This window comes from Williamsia sp. DF01-3 (assembly GCF_023051145.1).
Taxonomy (GTDB): Bacteria; Actinomycetota; Actinomycetes; order Mycobacteriales; family Mycobacteriaceae; genus Williamsia.
On the sequence record NZ_JALKFS010000005.1, the window covers coordinates 620851 to 635777 of the forward strand.

General features: G+C 62.7%; 14 protein-coding genes. 5 read left to right on the forward strand and 9 right to left on the reverse strand.

From position 1 onward, the window contains the following. Window positions 1-221 precede the first annotated feature (221 nt). Window positions 222-1787, reverse strand: a complete 1566-nt coding sequence (locus MVA47_RS04875; RefSeq protein ID WP_247206907.1) for an MBL fold metallo-hydrolase — start codon at window positions 1785-1787, stop codon at window positions 222-224. 112 nt (window positions 1788-1899) lie between these two features. Between MVA47_RS04875 and MVA47_RS04880 the strand changes: the two genes are divergently transcribed. Further along, window positions 1900-2652, forward strand: a complete 753-nt coding sequence (locus MVA47_RS04880; protein WP_247206908.1) for a 1-acyl-sn-glycerol-3-phosphate acyltransferase — start codon at window positions 1900-1902, stop codon at window positions 2650-2652. 1 nt (window position 2653) lies between these two features. Here MVA47_RS04880 and MVA47_RS04885 read toward each other — a convergent pair whose 3' ends face one another. Continuing rightward, window positions 2654-3088 (reverse strand): ATP-binding protein, encoded by a 435-nt coding sequence (locus tag MVA47_RS04885; RefSeq protein WP_247206909.1) that lies wholly within the window; start codon window positions 3086-3088, stop codon window positions 2654-2656. Between the two features lie 47 nt (window positions 3089-3135). Further along, the gene (locus MVA47_RS04890; protein ID WP_247206910.1) at window positions 3136-3558 is read right to left on the reverse strand and encodes an STAS domain-containing protein; all 423 of its coding nucleotides are present in this window, start codon (window positions 3556-3558) and stop codon (window positions 3136-3138) included. Window positions 3559-3936: 378 nt separating this feature from the next. Between MVA47_RS04890 and MVA47_RS04895 the strand changes: the two genes are divergently transcribed. The 4 genes from MVA47_RS04895 (at window position 3937) to MVA47_RS04910 (ending at window position 8774) form a co-directional block, all read left to right on the forward strand. After that, on the forward strand, window positions 3937-5022 hold the full coding sequence (locus MVA47_RS04895) for a glycosyltransferase family 4 protein (RefSeq protein WP_247206911.1): 1086 nt from the start codon (window positions 3937-3939) through the stop codon (window positions 5020-5022). A gap of 65 nt (window positions 5023-5087) precedes the next feature. Next, a complete protein-coding gene (locus MVA47_RS04900; protein WP_308280488.1) occupies window positions 5088-5972 on the forward strand; it encodes a hypothetical protein in 885 nt (294 codons plus the stop codon). A gap of 25 nt (window positions 5973-5997) precedes the next feature. After that, on the forward strand, window positions 5998-6822 hold the full coding sequence (locus tag MVA47_RS04905) for a glycosyltransferase family 2 protein (protein WP_247206912.1): 825 nt from the start codon (window positions 5998-6000) through the stop codon (window positions 6820-6822). Window positions 6823-7796: 974 nt separating this feature from the next. Next, window positions 7797-8774: an IS481 family transposase gene (locus tag MVA47_RS04910; RefSeq protein ID WP_247206913.1), complete on the forward strand. Its 978-nt coding sequence runs from the start codon at window positions 7797-7799 to the stop codon at window positions 8772-8774. 20 nt (window positions 8775-8794) lie between these two features. Here MVA47_RS04910 and MVA47_RS04915 read toward each other — a convergent pair whose 3' ends face one another. The 6 genes from MVA47_RS04915 to MVA47_RS04940 form a co-directional block, all read right to left on the reverse strand. Further along, window positions 8795-10237 (reverse strand): SAVED domain-containing protein, encoded by a 1443-nt coding sequence (locus tag MVA47_RS04915; RefSeq protein ID WP_247206914.1) that lies wholly within the window; start codon window positions 10235-10237, stop codon window positions 8795-8797. Further along, on the reverse strand, window positions 10237-10767 hold the full coding sequence (locus tag MVA47_RS04920) for a Mov34/MPN/PAD-1 family protein (protein WP_247206915.1): 531 nt from the start codon (window positions 10765-10767) through the stop codon (window positions 10237-10239). The genes MVA47_RS04915 and MVA47_RS04920 overlap by 1 nt, the downstream gene beginning before the upstream one ends. Beyond that, entirely contained in the window at window positions 10764-11507 is a 744-nt protein-coding gene (locus tag MVA47_RS04925) for a ThiF family adenylyltransferase (RefSeq protein WP_247206916.1), read from the reverse strand. Before MVA47_RS04925 ends, MVA47_RS04920 begins: the two co-directional genes overlap by 4 nt. Window positions 11508-11622: 115 nt before the next feature. Further along, window positions 11623-11799, reverse strand: coding sequence for a hypothetical protein (locus MVA47_RS04930; RefSeq protein WP_247206917.1), 177 nt, complete (start codon window positions 11797-11799; stop codon window positions 11623-11625). 534 nt (window positions 11800-12333) lie between these two features. Next, window positions 12334-13350 (reverse strand): nucleotidyltransferase, encoded by a 1017-nt coding sequence (locus tag MVA47_RS04935; RefSeq protein WP_247206918.1) that lies wholly within the window; start codon window positions 13348-13350, stop codon window positions 12334-12336. 1005 nt (window positions 13351-14355) lie between these two features. Further along, on the reverse strand, window positions 14356-14673 hold the full coding sequence (locus tag MVA47_RS04940; RefSeq protein ID WP_247206919.1) for a hypothetical protein: 318 nt from the start codon (window positions 14671-14673) through the stop codon (window positions 14356-14358). Window positions 14674-14927: the final 254 nt, after the last annotated feature.

Below are 14927 nucleotides of genomic sequence, written 5' to 3' on the forward strand. Positions count from 1 at the left end.
GATACCCGCGGTGTCTGCAGTTCAAACTGCTCTCGCGAACACTGTCCCGCCGGCATGAATTGACCCGGCGGAACGGAAATGGCGTGCGACGAAAGCAAGAAGTTTGAGGGGAGACTCGCTTTTCGAGTCTCCCACGCCGAAGGGAATGGTCACCTCAAACGCCGAGAAAATATAACTCCCGTACGGCTTGGAGGTCAACCGGTCTCCACAATGGGCGGGCTTCAGGAATCTGTTCGAGCGCTCCGCAATTCATGTCCCTTACTGGTGAGGCATCGGCCACTGGGCAGATCCCACGACCAGCCGTGCAGGTTGCAGGTCAACTTGTCGCCCTCGATGACACCGAACTTGGTCAGATCGGCTTTGAGGTGCGGGCAGCGGCGCTGCATTTTCCAGCCGTCCTTCTCGATGGAGGACGAGTCGTCGTGTGCCTCGGCGAACCACCCGTCGGCGTAAGCGATTCGCTCGTCGGTCAGACATTTGAAAAACGTGTACAGGAATTCGTTGTATCCACCGATGCGCCAGGTGGTGAAACGCGTCGAGAGAAAGATCGTGTTGACCCAGTCGGGTTCATTGTCACGTAGGACCGTTCTGACCAACTCAGGCGCAATCCGGAATCCGTACCGGTATTTGCCTTCTTTTTCCTTCGGTTCTCGGACTGTCCGGTTGGGGAAGTCGAGGACAACGGTCTCCTCGCCCATCACCAATCCGACCGGATACCCGATGCCGTCGCAGATCAGATCGCTCTGGGCCATGATCGGCTCGAAGAGCTCTTTGAGAGCGGGCAGCAAGGGGTCGCCTTCGGCGGGGGCCCACGTGTCCTTCTGCGCTGCGATCACCGGAGCGAACTTCTCGGCCATCCGATCGAGGTATGCGGCCTTGTTGGGGCCGAAGACCTGCTCCGGCGGATACGGATGCGACAACTCGTTGAGCTGTGAGCCCGTGATGTCGACGGTCGAGCCCGACACCATCATCAGGCCGCGGTGCTTCTCCCCGTCGTCGGTGCCCTTCTCCTTCATCTGGTCCAGGAACGTCTCCTGGTCCGGGAAGATGCTCGTGGGGTCGTTCTCGATGTCGTTGAGGTAGCGCAGATCCTCGTCGAGGAACATGGGCGGCCCGGCCGACGGGACAACCCAGGTGGCGCCGACCTGCTCGATGTACGACCTTGCCCTGTCCATACCGCGCTGGCGCTTCTGAGCAGCGAAGTTTGCCTTGGAACGTTTTGGGATGTCGTACACCATCGGGTACCAGATCGCGCCCGAGTACTGAAGCAGGTGCAGGTCGATGTGACCGAACTGGGCTGCGATCACGTCGAGATCCACAGGCCTTGCATCGTTCATGTTGAATACGGTGGTCTCACCATCGCTGACCACGAGCCCACTGTCGCCGATGGGACCGTCAGCCGGTGCCCGCAATGCGACGATCATCACGTCGAGACTGCCCTTGTCGTTCGTGACGGTGGTCTTCACCGAGTCCTCGGTCTCCACGAATTTCGTGAACCCGAGCTTCTCCAGTTCGCGGCGCAGGTCCGGCACCGGATAGTCCGGAAGCAGCACGGTCGCGTCCTTGCTGACGTTGTCGCGCAGGTTCTGCTCGTCGAAGTGGTCCCGATGGAGGTGGCTGACGTACAGGTAGTCGCAGTTCCCCAGCGCCTTCCAGTCCAGCTCACTGTTGTCGGGGAACGGCACCCATGAGGCGAAGTATGCGGGGTTCACCCATGGGTCGCACAAAATCGACCCGGCATCAGTCTGAATGTGGAACCCGGCGTGCCCAATGCTCGTGACCTGCACGTGCTGCCTCCAAAATCGTGGTTATTGCTTCAACTTCTGGTTCGTCGCAATGAGAACCAGAGTATCGACCAGTTCCGGGTGGCCCCTCTTCGGCCAACGCTATGCTCGCCGCATGGAACCGGTCTACGACACAGTCATCGCCATCGCCAGATCACTCTGGGCCGCCGAGGGCCTGAAGTTCACCGTGACCGGGGTCGAGAACGTACCGAAGACGGGCGGCGCGGTGGTGGCGATCAACCACACCGGATACCTCGACTTCACCTACGCCGGCTTGCCTGCGTTTCTGCAGGGTAAGCGCAAAGTACGGTTCATGGCCAAAAAGGAGGTCTTCGACCACCGGATCAGCGGCCCGATCATGCGCAGCCTCAAACACATCCCAGTGGACCGTTCGGCCGGCGCGGACAGCTACCGCGCCGCGGTGGAATATCTCCAGCGCGGAGAGCTCGTCGGTGTCTACCCCGAAGCGACGATCAGCCGGAGTTTCGAGATCAAGGACTTCAAGTCCGGTGCTGCACGGATGGCCCTCGAGGCGGGGGTGCCGATCCTGCCGACCGTCATCTGGGGCGCCCAGCGGGTCTGGACCAAAGGCCATCCCAAGCGGCTGGGCAGAACGAACATCCCCATCTCGATCGGTGTCGGAGAGCCGATCGCGCCGGATGGCGATCCGGCCTCGCTGACCGAGCGTCTACACAAGACGATGAGTGAGGAACTGCTGACCTTGCAGCAGAATTACGGTCCTCATCCACAAGGGGAGTTCTGGGTGCCAGCTCGACTGGGAGGATCGGCGCCCACGCTGGAAGAGGCCAATCGGATGGATGCCGAGGACTTGGCCGCCCGGGCGGCCAAGCGCGACGGCGGCATCTGACCTACTTGTTGTCGCGCTCGGCGCCGAGATTCCATTCCAGGTTCACCGTGGTGCCCTGGGGGCTGGGATTGATGCGCGGATGATCGGCCAGAGCTTGCATCAGGGGAATGCCGCGACCGCGTAACCGGTGAGTTGTCGGGTCTGGTTCTCGCCAGTTCCCGTGGTCCTGAACGGTGACGTTCAACTGCTGATCATGCGGGTGATAGGTGGCACGCAGACTCATCGTGCCCGGCTCACGCCCGGTGTATGCGTGCTCCACCGCGTTGGCAAGCGCCTCGTAGACCGCCAGCGTGATCGAGTCGGAGAGGTCACCGACATCGGGCACATGCTCGGCAAGCCATTCAGCCAGCAACTGGCGTAGCGAGGTCGCGGCCGCCGGTTCGGCGGCCACATCGGTATACATGAGCCGTACGCCCTCGGTCGGCGAGTTCGTCATGACTTGATCGGCACCCACAGCTCACTGTTACCCAAGCAGCACCGCTTTTAAGCGGTATAAGGATCGTTGCTCTCTTCGGCGAAGTCCGCAGCCGCGGCCTCGACGGTCGCATACATGAGAATCGTCTCGTCCAAACCGACGAGACGCATGGGCCGTTCGGTGGCCGGGCCGTCGGCGACAACGCCGAACTTGCCCGTCGGCGCAATGTTCTCGTGCGCTGTGACCAGAGCAGCCATACCTGCCGACGACAGGAAATCGACTGCGGTGATGTCGATGATCAATCCGGTCGGCACGCCACTCATCGCCTCGCGGACGGCGTCTGCCAGCTGCGGGACGGTGAGGATGTCGATACTCCCGCGCACGGTCAACACCACCAGCCCGCCTTTTCGGTCCGCGGCGATGGTCAGGCCGGTACCCGGCAACTCCTGACCCTCGCGGGCGACTTGCGCTTGCCCGTCGATCGATTCCATCGATTCCCCTTGCTCAATGGTGTGTTCTACCGTGCGCGCAATCCGGATGGTCGAGACAGCACGCACCCCCGGCTTCTCGCTGAACCGACCTAACCATGTTTGCACAAGTCGGCGACACGGTATCCGAATGGTCCGTCGGAACCGGCTTGCGAGGGCGATCCGACGGGTGCGATCGTCTGCGTTTGGGGGAAGGTTCGCATGGGTATTAGACCCCCTGCCTGTTGCGACGACCGGATTCGTGGTTTGTCGTACCCCCCAAGAAATGGATCGTGGGCCTCCTTCGAGCCGTTGTCGAGAGAGTCAGGAGCTTTGAGAGTCCATGAGCGGTGTTCGATTCGCGGCCGTGCACAGTGCCGTCACCGACCGAGTGTCTGAATGATGGCGGGCAAGAAACCACTGTCGATCGCGCTCATCGCATCGCACCGTTACCCGATCGCAGAACCGTTCGCAGGAGGGCTCGAAGCCCATGTGTGGCACCTGGCCAGAGCGTTGGCAAGGCGCGGTCACGATGTGGCGTTGTTCGCAGCCGCTGGATCGGACCTCGGAGTTGAGCACTCCTTGCTGAATGTCAGCGAGTTCAGACCGAGCCCGGCGGCTCAACGCGACACCTCGATGCCCGAACCGGGGTTCATGGCCGCACACCACGCCTATCTCGAACTGATGATGCGCCTCGGGCGCGACGACGAGTTCGACGTCATTCACAATCACAGCCTCCACTACTTGCCGATTGCTTTGGCCCGTACCGCGTCGGCGCCGGTGCTGACGACCTTGCACACCCCGCCCACGCCGTGGCTTGAATCAGCCATCGACGTGAATGCCGAGAACACCCGATTCGCGGCAGTCAGCGAATACACCGCCCGATCGTGGAGCCATGTCGCCCGCGACATCGAAGTGATCAGCAACGGGGTGGATGTGAGCCTCTGGCCGGCCGGCGCAGGCGGTGACGACTTGGTCTGGTTCGGCAGGTTCGTGCCGGAGAAGGGCGCGCATCTGGCCGCGCTCGCCGCCGAGCGTGCCGGTCTCGGACTGCGCCTCGCGGGGCCGATCAGCGATCGGGACTACTTCGATGGCGAGATCAGTCCACTGCTGACCGATCGCATTCGTTACGTGGGCCACCTCGATCAGAACGAACTGGCAACGGTGGTCGGCTCGTCGGCCGCCACTCTGGTGACTCCTCTGTGGGACGAGCCGTACGGGCTGGTGGTCGCGGAGTCGCTTGCCTGCGGAACCCCTGTGGCGGGGTTCCGGCGCGGCGGCATCCCGGAGATCGTCGGCGACGACGGCGGCGTGTTGGCAGACTCCGACGACGTCGATTCCTTGGCTGCTGCCGCGCGCCAGGCGATGAAACTCGACCGGCGGGTGGTACGGGCTCGAGCCGAGAGCCACTGTGCCGAAGGTGTGATGGTGGACCAGTATCTCTCGCTGTACAGGCGGCTGGCCGGCCGATCGCATCTCGCCGCATGATCGGCTACTACGTCCATCACCAAGGTCACGGCCACCGAAATCGTGCGGCATCCATTGCCAGGGCGATGCGAACTCCCGTCACAGCGTTGTCATCGGCACCGATCGAAGCGGGTGTGTTCCAGCGCGTTGTCGAGTTGGACCGCGACGACCTCGGGGAGCGTCGAGATGTGACCGCCAGCGGAATGGTCCACTGGGCCCCGATCCGAGATCCGGGGATGCGAGGTCGGATGGCTCAGCTGGCCGCCTGGGTGGAGGAGACGGACCCGGCTGCACTCGTCGTGGACGTGTCGGTGGAGATCGCGGTGTTCGCCCGGCTGCTCGGTGTTCCGGTGATCGTGGTGGCAATGCCCGGCACCCGCGACGATTCGCCACACCAGCTGGCCTATGGGCTCGCTGACGCAATCATCGCGCCGTGGCCGGGAGCGGTCCGTGCACCGGACTGGCTGCGACCGCACCTGCACAAGACCACCTTCACCGGTGGGATCAGCAGATTCGCCGGCAGGATCCGGTCCTCCGACGATGCCGAACGTTCCGATGTCCTGGTGATGACGGGTTCGGGCGGGACCCGCATCTCGGAAGAGGCAGTCGAGGCCTGCCGGTCTGCGTATCCGGACATGACGTGGCGTTTCGCCGGCGGACCAGATAGTTGGTTGCCCGATCCCTGGCCCGCGATGTGCAACGCGGGTGTGGTCGTGGGCAATTCGGGACAGAACACCGTCGCCGACCTGGCGGTTGCTGCCAGGCCGGCCATCGTCATCCCCGAAGATCGTCCCTTCGGAGAACAGCGGGCCGTCGCCGAGATGCAGCGGGTGCTGCAGTTGGCAACAGTGGCATCGGCGTGGCCCGAGACTGCGGCATGGCCGGCGTTGTGTGCGGCTGCCGCGCAGACCCCTCGCAGCGCTGGTCGCGGTGGGAAACAGAAGGGGCCGCTGAGCGCGCCGCAGATGTGATCGAGGACGTCGCCCTGAGGTGGACATGACCGTCGCCGTGCTCACGATCGTGAGTGGCCGCCACCGGCATCTCGAGGCCCAATTACGTGCTCTTGCAGCAGCTTCCGATCGGCCCGATGTCCACGTGGTGGTTGCCATGGATGATCCGGACATCGCCGAGCGGGTCGACCTGGGTGAGGCGGTGGTCGAACACGTCGCATGCGTCGGCGGCAGGCTGCCGCTCGCGCTCGCGCGAAACACCGCTGCGGCGATCGCCGTGGACCGCGGCGCCGACCTGCTGGTCTTCCTCGATGTCGATTGCATGCCCGCCCCCGACCTCGTGTCCCGATATAAGGCCGCCGTCCACCGTCGGGCGGGAGAACGCCTGCTGTTCTGTGGGCCGGTCACGTATCTCGATGAACGGGCTTCCGACGTGGCACGTGGCGGTGGAGACCTCGCGTCGCTGACAGCGCCCCATCGCGCGCGGCCGAACCCACCCGCCGGGTCTGTTGAGCTCGGCACCGACATGAATCTGTTCTGGTCGTTGTCCTTTGCTGTCACCGCAGCCGACTGGGCCCAGATCGGCGGCTTCTATGACGGGTACAGCGGGTACGGCGGGGAGGACACCGATTTCGCCCAGATGGCGGCGTCCCAGCAATTCGAGATCGCCTGGGTGGGCGGTGCCCACGCCTATCACCAGTTCCACCCCGTCTCGAACCCGCCGGTGGAGCACCTCGACGACATCTTGCTCAATGCCAATATCTTTCACGCTCGCTGGGGTTGGTGGCCGATGAGAGGATGGCTGGACGGCTTCGCCGAACGCGGACTGGTCGTGTTCGAGACCGAGCACAACCGTTGGGTGCGAAGATGAATGGTCCACGGACCGTGGAATGGTCCTCGTTTGTTTGGGCTCTTGGTGAGCGCCCCTAACAAGGCGAACTGGCATTCTTGCCCGGGCACCAGCTGCCGCTTGCCCCGGCGGTTTCACGTGCAATGGCCTCATCCAACGCGGTGGCCCACTCTTCGGCCTGGGCAATCATGGCCTCGTGGAAGCTGATTCCGCGTAAACCGGCCATCATGCGGACCGCTGCCAGATTCGGTGCTGCGATGGTCAGGGCGTCGAGTTCGGTGTAGGTATCGATGCCTCATGGGTGCTCCTTTTACTGTGCGAAGTGGCTGGGGTCGAGGACGGTGGCTACATGGGCCTCGGGGCTGTTAACCGCGAGGTCGAACAGGACGAACATGGTGTCGTCGTCGAGATCGGCGTAGGCCGGTCACCGGGCATTTCGTGTGGTTGTAGACGTGCTCCATCGCAACGAACGGGTCGTAGAACATTGCGTGCCTCCCTGGGTTGTCGTGTCCGCCAACTTTTTTGCCCTTCTGGCAAGGGAGATAAAGAAGGGCTCAGGATGCGGCGGACGACGTCGGTCACAATCGGACGGCCAGAAGGACAAAGGGTTTTCCGGCCGATAGGCCGGTGTGGCTGTGCGCCGCAGGCGTATCGGAGTAGGTGGCCGCGCAGCTGGCAAACAAAGGCCGGCCACCACAGGGGGAGTGTGGTGGACGGCCAGGGGAAGGGCCCAGTCGCAGGACGCTGGGAGGTGGTTGTGCGCGAGCTGCGCAGGTCGCGGTAGGGCGTGGTGCCGCGGCAGCTCACTTAGCGATCATCCAACGGGGCCCAGCTTCGACTGGTGTCTGCGCACCTCTAGCTGCGCCACGTCTCCCAATTGGCCGACCTAGTTGTAATGACCAGGGACGTTGTGAACGGTGTGGCACCAGTAAATAGGTGAGGACCTCCGGTATCGGTGTGGTTACCACAACTACAGCGACTACCAAGAGGTCCTCATGTCCCACGCTAATGCCTTGCTCGCTCCGAAGGGCAGATTGAAACTCGCAACAACTATCGTCGTAGACGGTTGGACGATCCGGCGAGCTGCCGAACGGTTTCAGTGCTCGCCCACCACCGCCAAGAAGTGGGCCGATCGGTACCGGGTCGGTGGCGAGAAGGCGATGGTCGACCGCTCCAGCCGCCCGCACCACAGCCCTGGACGTACCCCGAGCAAGACTGAACGGCGAATCATCAACCTGCGCTTCACACGCCGCTGGGGACCGCACCGCATCGCCTACCACCTGCACCTGCCCCGCAGCACCGTCGGCGCGGTCCTACGACGCTTCACGATGCCCTTGTTGCGGAATCTGGACCAGAACACCGGCCTGGCGGTCCGCCGACCGACACCGCGCCGATACGAGCACGACGCCCCGGGCGACCTGATCCACGTCGACATCAAAAAGCTGGGCAAGATTCCCCACGGCGGCGGACACCGCAAACTCGGACGCCAAGAAGGCAAGCGCAACAACAAACGACAGGGCCTGGGCTACGCATTCATCCACCACGCCGTCGACGACCACTCCCGGCTGGCCTACTCAGAGATCCTCGGCGACGAAAAGAAGGAGACCGCCTCAGCGTTTTGGATCCGCGCCAACGCCTACTTCAACCTTCACAACATCACCGTCAAACGAGTACTCACCGACAACGGATCCTGTTACCGCTCAACGCTATTCGCTCAAGCACTCGGCGAGACCATCAAGCACAAACGGACCCGCCCATACCGGCCGCAAACCAACGGTAAGGTTGAACGATTCAACCGAACACTCAACCAAGAATGGGCCTACGCCCACACCTACCTCTCCGACGAAGCCCGCGCCGCGACCTACCAACACTGGGTCCATGAATACAATCACCACAGACCACACACAGGCATCGACGGCAAATCACCCATCGACCGCATCACTGTGCACAACGTCCCCGGGAAGAACACCTAGTCACTTGGGGGCGCTCAGAGTCAGACATCGACAGTAAACGCGCGGGCGTAGTCGTCACTCCCAAGGTGTTCGTAAACGCATGTTGTCGCAACCCGATTCCAGTGGTGGCCCATAAGCACCGCGACACCAAGCGGGCCCACCAGGAACAAGTGCAGGGCGTCAGCCTGCGAGCGTCGGGCCAAGTCGCGGATGGATACCGCAAGACTGTTCGCCGCGACCGGGTTGGGTACGGACGTGGGGCCTACACCCGCTGCAGGCGTGGCAATCACAACCGTGCCAATGGGGAGTGCGGAACGTTCTATCCAATGGCTGACGTCTTGCGAGGCGTCGAACGAGACGTTCACGATCAGCGCGGCGTCACCTCCTCGATTGGGATGGTTCTCAGTGATAGTCATTGGGTAGTCGGCGGTCATCTCTTCGCTGCCCCAGATCTGGTCGCCCTGCCGCACTGCAACCTGAAAGCCTTGAACCCGCTGGCACTGCGCGCCGAGAAAGAACCCGGTCGCCTGCCGGAAGTGACCGCCGAGGAGGACGCGACGGGACCCGCCAAGTCGGCCTGGCACAGTGGCGAGATCTGCGGCCAACTCTTCCCAGGTATGCGGATGCTTAGGAGCAACCCGCAGCCGGGGCTTGTCGCCGGCGATTCGATCGACCCAATCGATGCTGACAGCTGCCTGGTCAGCGAGTTGGTCGTGTGCGATGGTCGCTATCGAGACAGTCGTCCATGGCGATCCGGCCTGCAGGTTCATCGCAGTCACAGCGGCGCGGATGTCTCCGAGGGTCATCCGGCGGTGACCGGCACGTACCTCGGCGGCAACCCAACTGGCACCTCGTTCAATGGCTGCTTCGTCAGACTTGAGGCCGTTGGCGGTCATCAGCCGACCGACGTCATTAGTAAGGCTCCACAATTCGTACGCAACGTCGAGATGGAAATCGGCGAAAAACCTCAGAAGAGTCGCCACGTCGACTCTGGCCGCAGATGCCCAGTCCGCCCGCACCTTTCCAAGTGCGGATCCGTCGCCGCCAATACCACCCCGCGGAAGTAGCCGACCGTCGCGGCCCTCCCGTTGTTGCATCATGAGGTCTTGAGGGTCATTAGTCCTGTTGGTGATGAGCCGGAGCTCAACGGGGGTGCCGTCGGCGGTCAGCTTGGCGTGCGCCGCAACCATTTTTCGTAGGATGCCCTCGGAGTCAAGGTATTCCAGCCCCACCGCAATTCTATTGTCCACGGCGTATTTCACCTGGGCGTAGACGTGCGGCGGGCGTTGCCGGTAGCGAACGACGTCGTCAACGTTGCCAGCCCCGGAAATTTCCACGCCGACAGCCTCGATCGGATTACTCGAGCTCGCCGTCACGTCGTCGTAGAGCGCCTCCATACACGCGCTCCATACGTGTAGCCACTGATAATGGTCGCCCGCGATCCGAACTCCAGTACTGCTGGGAATCTGGTTATCAATTGGCATTATGACGCTCCTTCCGAGGTCGGCGGCCGCAGTCGGTAATTAGAGGAAGCGGCATCGGTCGGGGGCGCTGGCGGCAGCGGGCCTGTCAGCTCAATCCGGCATGTGCGCGGCCTATAGGTGACGATGCGCCGGGCGTCCAGGTCGTAGCCATCTCCGGTTCGGCGGACCACGATCTGGGTCGGGTTCGGCACTCGCGGTGAGGTGAAGGAGATGCGCGCGAGGGAGGCGAGGTCGATAGAGCTCGGACCTACGTTTCGCGGATGGCTGTGCCAATCGCCGAGATAGCCCAGACGGTCGTCGCGTTCCCGCACGCGAAGGACTGCGGTTCGCGTTGCATCGGCGGGTATCCGATAGTGCGTACGTCCACGTTCGGGGGTAGAGATCTCCACGGCGACAATTACCCAGGGATGACCGTTGGTGAGTACACCAACCATGATTCCGCCCGTCTCGTCTGGGTGTGCCCGCGCCGCGGCCTCGGTCATGGTCGTCTCTGCGGTCTCGGTGGTCCATAGTCGCGGTGGACGCATCATCGACCGTCCACGGGTTCCAGGGCACCGATGCGGTCGAACGGTGAGGACATCGGACGCAGCACTGTAATGCGTTCGTCAGGTCGTTCTTGGCGCCCGGTCAGCACATCCACTGCTGCAGCAGCCGCGTCCGATGCCGCGGCGAGAACTGCGATCGGCGGGGCGTTGTTGACCGGAGCGGTACACCCCAGCTCAAGGAATCCAGGTGCGCCGGCCGCGTTGTCTGGTGGCAGCGCGTAGTACCGCGAATCTGCTGGCCGTGCCGCAATAGGGGTATCGCTGGCCTCCTGGCGTTGGACTCGCACCAATGCCCCGTGATGGAACACTGCGACCGTGACTAAAGGTGTATCCACACGGCGACAGATCTCGGCGACCGCGGCCGTCAATGGGGCGATGCCTGTGCAGTCGATTACCAAATGAGCTCCGTCGATCGCCTCTGACACGGCGTGGGGGGCATAGGACAAATGAGGATGGGGAATGAGGGTGGTCCAAGGTGCGTGCTGGTCGACTAACGCTTTCACCGCCGAGGTCTTGGGGAGACCGACAGAGTTTTTAGCAGCGACGTGGCGGACTAAATTGGCGCTCGTAAGGCGGTCGTCGTCGTGTAAGTCGATTTGTCCCACCCCGCTTGAGGCCAGCGCAACCGCGACATGGCCGCCGACGGAGCCTGCGCCTATGATCGTGATCTTTAAGTCAGCGAGAACAACTGCGTCGGGCCCGGCTCGACGGCGCAGCGCCTCCATGTCGTTGGGCGTGGCCGCGAGGGCGGACCACGTTGGTGAGTCCCCGCCGCCGTCAATATTGAGAACGACGGCGTCGTGGTCAGCGCCGTGGCGGGGCCATGCGACCGCGATAAAATCAAGCCCCCGCTTGAATGCGGGTATGAGGAACCGGCAGCGCGATCTGCCAGTCCTCGGCGAATCCTGTGGCGTTGTCGTCGTGATAACGCAGCATGGACGTCGTCGAAGGTGCGGGGTGGTTCGTCGAGGTGGTGACACAGGTGAAACAGCCCGCGTAAGGCTGGTTTACCGACATTGAGGTGCTCCGGGGTGTTTCCGCGGTTGATTATTAGCGCCGTCCCGCTGAGATGGCCGTAGACCTCGATCGTGCATCCGACGGTGCCCCGATCAATTAGTTCGCCGAGGGGGATCTCTGCACTGCCTCCGTTCTGGCGGTGGAAGAACCGGTGAGCGTCAAGGGCTCGATCGTCGTCGCCGAAACCTGCGCGTGCGGTCTCGGCCCATTCGTCGAGTCGATCAAACAAACCGTGCAGCGTACGGCCGTCGACCTGGGCGGGGTCGTCGTCAGCCCACAGGCAAATAAGACCCTGATCATCGTGCTCGGATCGCAGTCCGTCGACGACGACGTGTGCGTGGCGGAGGGGCCACCCGTCTCTGATGTCGATCCGCATCCGGGTGGCGTCCGTCAACGGCGCCAGGCTCGCTCGGATCGGTCCGGTCCAACAAGACTGATTGCCACCGCCGGAGGGAGAGAACCCTGCAAGGACCAGATCGGAGCAGAATCTGTCGAAAGCGGCGTCGTCGTAGGTCTCCACAGTCGAACGTCTCGCTAATGGTTAACGCGGAGCGCGAACCCGCGCGGCTTGTCACTACCGAGCGCGTTGACGGCGGAGACGGAACTGACCGGGAAACCTCCGGCATCACATCCTCCGGGGAGCGGAAGTACTTGTCCCCGTTCGTTCGTCCCCAAGATGTCGCGCCATATTTTCGCCGCTCGGCACCGCTCGGCGCCAAGGGCTTCCGCCGCCTCGTTAGCAAGGCGTTCCATCGTCTGACCAGCGGACCTCCACTGCCACGGTTCGAGGGCGGGTTCTAACGGTGTCAGCAGCACAGGATCGAGAAGTCCGTCGTCAGCACAATTGATCAGCTTCGCCGCCACGTGCTCGAACGTCGACGTGAGCAGCTCGGCCCAAGTATCACCTGTGACAAGGCGCTCCGACCACGCGTAGTATGCGGCGATCTCGAAGTAAAGGCCCCCCGGTCGGCCATGGATATGGACGTGGCGTGTCTGCCGAAGCAGCCGAACAATAGGGCGATAGGCATTTGCCCCGTCGACGCTGGGGCTCCATGTCGCGGTGGCCAGGGTGTTTGTGTCCGCCGCGAACTGGACGGGGTTGGTCTTGATCCACCGACGAGTGTCGCTGTCCCACTGGTCGCGGTTGTGGTTGGGAATTGCCCAATGTGTGTCCCATGGCACCGCAGGCACTGCGTCGATCGAAAAGGCATCGTCGGAGGGGTGACCGTCTGGTTCGGGGAAGTCAATCTTCAAAGATCGCGCCTGGGGGGTAACCCGTCCGCCAAGTGTCTGGTTCTTCTCACCGTACTTGGCAACTAGGACTCGGCGGACTGCCTCGTAGATCTTCTCAGGGCTGTGCCGCACGCTGAGGTTCACGAAACGCAGGAAGACATCGACGTCCTTACCCGGATAGCGGGCAGTCTGGCGAGCATAGGAACCGATCAACACCGAGCTGATGCCCCAGTTTCTGAGTTCGGTGTCAGCCTCGAGCAACTGCCGCACCTCAGTGTGCGCCTCGATCGCCCGATCGCGCTTGTCGCCAATGCTCACGTTGCGAACGGCGCGAGCGAACTCGTCATCGAGTGTGGGCATGGGTTCCGCCTCTCCTTAGTGGCACCGAGCATAGGTGAGGGGACCGACACTTCACCGAGAACCGAACGCGGACGGCTGAGGTTCAGCCGTCAGGACCGCCACGGGTAGTTGCCGACTGACTGCACCCGCCCGCAGTCGACCGCGGACGTCAACGCAACTGTGCGTCGACGAGCTGCGTTATTAGCGCCGCTGACGACGATCTCTGAGGCCACCGCCGAATGGAATATCTCAGCAGTTGCTGTTGCGGCTGGCCCGCAGTACGGCTGCCGCTGCGGTCACGACCTCGTGTTCCTGCACTCGGCGCGAGCAGCAGTCATCAGCATCAGATTCTCGGCATCACGGCGGGTAACGCGCAGGGGTCGTCCAGCGCCTTCGGCCCACACCATTGAGGCGTGGCGACATACCTCTGAGATCCAGTGAGGGCAAAACTGCCATTCACGGGACACGGATTTCACCTCCGTCCGGTGCCCGACGTGATCGACGTGTTACGCAGCAGCGGCCTCACAGTCGAACAGGGTCAGATCAGTGAAGACCCCAACGCACCGCACCTGCTGATCGCTGACGCCGTCACGTGAAACACCGCGAACGAGTGGCGGGACCTTCACTGTCCTCATTGACCTTTAAGGAACCGGTCAACCTGCGCACGCAGTTCCGGGGTGATCGACTGACCCGCCATCTCACTGATCCGCTTCTGCAACTCCAGAGTGATCGGCACACTCGCCATCTCGCATTGGTCGATGACCGCACGCGGTGTTCATGCCGAGTTCACTGGTGAGGCTCCCCCGGTGCCGGTTACCTCATTCGACGCGAGTGGATTGGTTGCTATACATGTCGCAACGGAGATCCAAGACCAGGCGTGACAGCTAATGAGGACTCTAGCACTGACGTAAACCATTGTCGCACAACATATTATGTCACCAGAGCGCAAACGTTATCCCCGCGACTGTTGCGAGACGGGTTCAGCTATGTGGCGCGTGAGGACGCTTGGGAACACCGCTCGGCGGCGCGGCGGGTGGCCACACTGAACGCCGCTGAGCCGAGGACGGCGAAGGTGACCACGATTGCGAACGGGACGGCAGTGACGAAGAGCCCGAATCCTGGCATGCACAGCTCGGCGTCACGCTGGAATTGGTCGCCGTACTCGCGGATCTGGGTTACGGAGAAGGCGAGCGTGATCGCCCACATGATCGCGAAGGGGACGGTCGCAGCAACACTGCGGCCGGACAGGCGCAGCCCCGTCATACTTAGCAACAGGGCACTTGCGGCGATTGCCGCGATCATGTGGAAGTCCGCAATAAGGCGGGCTTCGTCCGTAATTGTCTGCGTGTGCGAACAAAAATATTAAGCAACCAGCACCCAGGGAATCATGATGGTCGCGATGACGTGGAGAACCTGCCACACGCGCCGGAGCGTCCCCGGGCGCTCGCGGTGATGGTGCTCCATATGCGCATCCTGTCACGAGATTGCCCTTGCGATCGACCGAGCGTTCACGTCGTAGAACTAGTAGGACGGCTCTCCACCTGCACGTTGTCAAG

Excerpts from the sequence above, each read along its gene's own strand:
- MVA47_RS04895 (WP_247206911.1), top strand. The coding sequence starts at position 3,937 with ATGGCGGGCAAGAAACCACTGTCGATCGCGCTCATCGCATCGCACCGT.
- MVA47_RS04910 (WP_247206913.1), top strand. The coding sequence starts at position 7,797 with ATGTCCCACGCTAATGCCTTGCTCGCTCCGAAGGGCAGATTGAAACTC.
- MVA47_RS04925 (WP_247206916.1), bottom strand. The coding sequence starts at position 11,507 with ATGGAGGCGCTGCGCCGTCGAGCCGGGCCCGACGCAGTTGTTCTCGCT.
- MVA47_RS04920 (WP_247206915.1), bottom strand. The coding sequence starts at position 10,767 with ATGATGCGTCCACCGCGACTATGGACCACCGAGACCGCAGAGACGACC.
- MVA47_RS04905 (WP_247206912.1), top strand. The coding sequence starts at position 5,998 with ATGACCGTCGCCGTGCTCACGATCGTGAGTGGCCGCCACCGGCATCTC.
- MVA47_RS04880 (WP_247206908.1), top strand. The coding sequence starts at position 1,900 with ATGGAACCGGTCTACGACACAGTCATCGCCATCGCCAGATCACTCTGG.
- MVA47_RS04940 (WP_247206919.1), bottom strand. The coding sequence starts at position 14,673 with ATGATCGCGGCAATCGCCGCAAGTGCCCTGTTGCTAAGTATGACGGGG.
- MVA47_RS04890 (WP_247206910.1), bottom strand. The coding sequence starts at position 3,558 with ATGGAATCGATCGACGGGCAAGCGCAAGTCGCCCGCGAGGGTCAGGAG.
- MVA47_RS04900 (WP_308280488.1), top strand. The coding sequence starts at position 5,088 with ATGCGAACTCCCGTCACAGCGTTGTCATCGGCACCGATCGAAGCGGGT.
- MVA47_RS04915 (WP_247206914.1), bottom strand. The coding sequence starts at position 10,237 with ATGCCAATTGATAACCAGATTCCCAGCAGTACTGGAGTTCGGATCGCG.
- MVA47_RS04885 (WP_247206909.1), bottom strand. The coding sequence starts at position 3,088 with ATGACGAACTCGCCGACCGAGGGCGTACGGCTCATGTATACCGATGTG.
- MVA47_RS04930 (WP_247206917.1), bottom strand. The coding sequence starts at position 11,799 with ATGTCGGTAAACCAGCCTTACGCGGGCTGTTTCACCTGTGTCACCACC.